Annotated in this window: 2 protein-coding genes; both read left to right on the top strand. The window is 49.3% G+C overall.

What is annotated here, in order from left to right; genetic code table 11:
* The coding region (locus L2712_RS18990) for a VCBS domain-containing protein (RefSeq protein ID WP_248978696.1) at positions 1 to 2,089 on the top strand (2,089 nt) is incomplete at its 5' end.
* Positions 2,090 to 2,329: 240 nt separating this feature from the next.
* Positions 2,330 to 5,117: retention module-containing protein (locus L2712_RS18985; protein ID WP_248978695.1), on the top strand; the 2,788-nt coding region annotated here is incomplete at its 3' end.

Genomic DNA, 5,117 nt, shown 5'->3' with positions numbered 1-5,117 from the left:
GAGCTACACCCTGGCCGATAACGCCCTGGTCGACGCCCTTGCCCAAGGTGAGACCCATGATGAGACCTTCCTGGTCACCGTCACCGACGAGCACGGCGCATTCAGCACCCAACTAGTGACCATCACGGTCACCGGCACCAACGATATTCCTGTTCTGACAATAGATAAGACAAGTGGCATGGTCACTGAAGATGACTCAGATCCTATGTTGACCGATACTGGAACCTTAAGCTTTACTGATGTCGACGTTGAATATTTACCTGAATATGTAGGCCACGATCTGTCTGCGAGTTATGTCGCTAACAGCTTAACTTGGAGTGGAGGAGAAATAACAGACGTCCTGAGTGCAGATCAAATTCAAGCACTTATTGACGGTTTCAGCGTATACCAAGATCATTGGGATTACTCTGTCCTCAACTCATTAGTGCAGTTCTTAGCTACCGATGAAACAATCACGCTCAGCTTCGATGTAACAGTCACAGACAAGCACGGTGCTTATGATACGCAAACAGTCACCATCACGATAAATGGTACTAACGACCCGATTGAGGGTGAATTTGCTAAAGAGATCTGGGTACCAGCATCGCTTGCAGAAATAGCGATTCCTTATCTGGATGGTTATCCACTCAATATTGATGTTCCAACCGATCAGGACTATAGCGATGTCATCACTATTACAGGGTTAAGCTTGTCATTCGTTGATCCAGGCGAAACGGCTGAGATAGGCGAAATCTGGTATCTAGACGACGATACAGGAATATTGACTCTATATGACTTCGACAATCCTGTCGTCTTATCAGCTTCTGAGCTTGGTAGCCTAGTCTACGTGCCAGGCAATAATGGTGCGATAGAAGATCAATTGGATATAAACCTGAGCTTTACCATCAACTCAGGTTCCGACAGTGTTGATGGTAATTTCATCATCCATACTGTACCGGCTAACAGTTTGGGTGGTAATACGGTACTCATTGGCGATGGTTCATCACCTCTTACTTCTGGTAATGATCAAGATGCTTACCTGACAGTTAGCAGTGCATTTGCCAACGCTATCAATTTAGATCCTAGCAGCGGAGCATTAAATCTCTTTACCGACTTCCAGAAGTCACCTTTCGATATACCTATTCCTAACAGTGAAATTGGTGGGCAAACAGGTATAGAAAGGGAGGAGGAAGTATCAGTAAGGCTGACCATCAACGGTATCACCTTTATTGTGATTGCTGCTGCAAATGGTGTGACAGACTGGTTCTACGACGTTAACTCAGGACTGATGAGTGCTCAAATAGCCTACACAAACATTCTAATGGAATCGGACAATAGCGTGTCACTTGCCGATTACTTAGCCGCCAATCCAGTTGATCCTGGTGATATCTGGACCATTACTTATCTAGACAATGACGGTGGTTCATATCAGGCTCGCTTTGTTCAGGCTACCTTTACCCATGAATTATTACCTGACACAGCCATTACAGTCACAGGCTCTGACAATGTAGATAACCTGATTTTCGGTAGCACCGAGGGTGACTCGCTCACCGGTGCAAATCTTAATGATGAAATCTATGGTCGTGAAGGCAACGACTCTATATACGGATTAGATGGAGATGATCAATTAATCGGAGGTTCGGGAAATGATCTAATCTACGGCGGTAACGGTAACGACGTTATCTTAGGTGGGTTAGGAAACGATACTATAGATGGTGGCCTTGGTGCAGACATCCTCATTGGTGGAGCAGGTAGTGACAGCATTGATGCTGGCATAGACAGCGATATCGACACTTTCGTGTGGGATTTGGGCTCTGATGACAACAGCTTGGATACTGTACTTAACTTTGATGTCAATCTGGATAAGCTAGATTTATCTGCCATATTAATTGACGAGGAGCTAGGGACCTATGCTTTGGACCAATATCTATCGTTTAACTTTAGTGGCGGTAATACAGAGATCTCTGTCGATTCAGATCATGATGGCGTAACAGACCTAACCATTGTGTTAAACAATGTTGACTTAACCAACAGCAACACCCTAAGTGATGTACAAATAATTAATAACCTGTTAGGCAATGACAATTTAATAATTGATACAATTCCATAACGGCACACAATATCGCGACACCATCTAAGGCCAAACCAAAGTAAACAGAGGTTTGGCCTTTTTATTTGTAATTCTTAAGCATTATAAACTACCAACAAAGCTAACCCTCAGTATTATTTGCCCGTCAAAAAATTGACCACTATATAGACTACTGATAACATTCAATGCTAGGCGAAAAAACACGCTAACAATTACAACATTACGAGATAAGTGGTGTCACTTTATTCTGCGGGGGCAGGCATGAAATCGATAGTTACAACAAAAAATGGACAAGTAACAGATGTTAAGGGAAAGGTTTCCATCGTAACGGAAACCGAACAGAAAGAGGTAGCTATCGGAGAAGTCATACCCGAAGGAACAACAATCCTTATCGCTGAACAAGCTGATTTAGCGATGCAGTTTGATGACGGCACCTCTTTTACGAGCCAAAATACAGAGACTTTAGCTGTCTCAGACTCAGATGCTTTAAATGAAATTGAGCAACTTCAAGCACTAATCGCTTCTGGAGAAGATCCGACTGCCGAACTCCCAGAAACTGCAGCTGGTAACACTAACGGCAATGAAGGTGGCTCAGACTTCATATCGGTAGACAGAACTGGTGCTCAAACTATCGCTAATGCTGGGTACACTACTTCCGGCATTGAACAAACCCCACCCACCTCTCAAACCTATACTGTCAGCAGTGATGACGCCCCTACCGTTACTGAAAATGACAGCAATACAATTACAGAAGACGGTATAGCCACGGGTAATGTTTTAGATAATGATATTGATTTTGATACTGAATTATCCGTTGTCAGCTTCAGCGTCGACGGCCAAACCGTTACCGCAGGCACCACGGTTGACGTGGAAGGCGGCAGCTTGGTGATCAACGCCGATGGCAGCTACACCTTTACGCCAAATGACAACTGGAACGGCAGCGTACCGGTCATTACCTACACCACTAATACTGGTGAGAGCGCTACCCTGACCATCAACGTCACCCCGGTAGATGACCCATCAGTGCTGGCCAACGACAGCAACACCGTTAGCGAAGACACCGTTGCCAGCGGCAATGTGCTTGATAACGACTCAGATATCGACAGCGAGCTGTCGGTCGTCAGCTTCAGCGTCGACGGCCAAACCGTTACCGCAGGCACCATGGTTGACTTAGAAGGCGGCAGCCTGGTAGTCAATGCCGATGGCAGCTACACCTTTACGCCAAATGACAACTGGAACGGCAGCGTACCAGTCATTACCTACACCACTAATACTGGTGAGAGCGCTACCCTGACCATCAACGTCACCCCGGTAGATGACCCGTCAATACTGGCCAACGACAGCAACACGGTTGCCGAGGACACCGTTGCCAGCGGCAACGTGCTTGATAACGACTCAGATATCGACAGCGAACTGTCAGTTGTCAGCTTCAGCGTCGACGGTCAAACCGTTACCGCAGGCACCGCGGTTGACGTAGAAGGCGGCAGCCTGGTAGTCAACGCCGATGGCAGCTACACCTTTACGCCAAATGACAACTGGAACGGCAGCGTGCCGGTGATCACCTACACCACTAATACAGGTGAGAGCGCCACCCTGACCATCAACGTCACCCCGGTAGATGACCCATCAGTGCTGGCCAACGACAGCAACACGGTTAGCGAAGACACCGTCGCCAGCGGCAATGTGCTTGATAACGACTCAGATATCGACAGCGAACTGTCAGTTGTCAGCTTCAGCGTCGACGGTCAAACCGTTACCGCAGGCACCACGGTTGACGTAGAAGGCGGCAGCCTGGTAGTCAACGCCGATGGCAGCTACACCTTTACGCCAAATGACAACTGGAACGGCAGCGTACCGGTCATTACCTACACCACTAACACTGGTGAGAGCGCCACCCTGACTATCAACGTCACCCCGGTAGATGACCCATCAGTGCTGGCCAACGACAGCAACACGGTTAGCGAAGACACCGTCGCCAGCGGCAATGTGCTTGATAACGACTCAGATATCGACAGCGAACTGTCGGTCGTCAGCTTCAGCGTCGACGGCCAAACCGTTACCGCAGGCACCACGGTTAACGTGGAAGGCGGCAGCTTGGTGATCAACGCCGATGGCAGCTACACCTTTACGCCAAATGACAACTGGAACGGCAGCGTACCGGTAATTACCTACACCACTAATACTGGTGAGAGCGCTACCCTGACCATCAACGTCACCCCGGTAGATGACCCATCAGTGCTGGCCAACGACAGCAACACGGTTAGCGAAGACACCGTCGCCAGCGGCAATGTGCTTGATAACGACTCAGATATCGACAGCGAACTGTCAGTTGTCAGCTTCAGCGTCGACGGCCAAACCGTTACCGCAGGCACCACGGTTGACGTGGAAGGCGGCAGCTTGGTGATCAACGCCGATGGCAGCTACACCTTTACGCCAAATGACAACTGGAACGGCAGCGTACCGGTGATCACCTACACCACTAATACCGGTGAGAGTGCCACCCTGACTATCAACGTCACCCCGGTAGATGCCCCGTCAATACTGGCCAACGACAGCAACACGGTTAGCGAAGACACCGTTGCCAGCGGCAACGTACTCGATAATGACAGCGATATCGACAGCGAGCTGTCGGTCGTCAGTTTCAGCGTCGACGGCCAAACCGTTACCGCAGGCACCACGGTTGAAGTAGAAGGCGGCAGCCTGGTGATCAACGCCGATGGCAGCTACACCTTCTCGCCAAACCAAGATTGGAACGGCAGCGTACCGGTGATCACCTACACCACTAACACTGGTGAGAGCGCCACCCTGACCATTATTATTACGCCTGAAGAAGACCCAAGCATCATCTCTGGTGACCTGACCGGCACCGGCCTGGAAGATGGCAGCATCAGCGGCACCCTGAGTGTCACCGACGCCGATGGCGTCAGCGATGGCTCGGTATTCAGCATCAGCGGTAACCCTGCTAATGGTAGCGTCACCATCAATGCCGCCACCGGCGCCTGGGTCTATACCCCTATCGCCGATTACAACGGCAGCGACAGCTTCACCG

The sequence above is a fragment of the Shewanella marisflavi genome (assembly GCF_023283925.1).
In the GTDB taxonomy this organism is placed as follows: Bacteria; Pseudomonadota; Gammaproteobacteria; order Enterobacterales; family Shewanellaceae; genus Shewanella; species Shewanella marisflavi.
The sequence above is the reverse complement of the archived record's forward strand: the minus strand, read 5'-3'. Positions and strand labels throughout refer to the sequence as shown.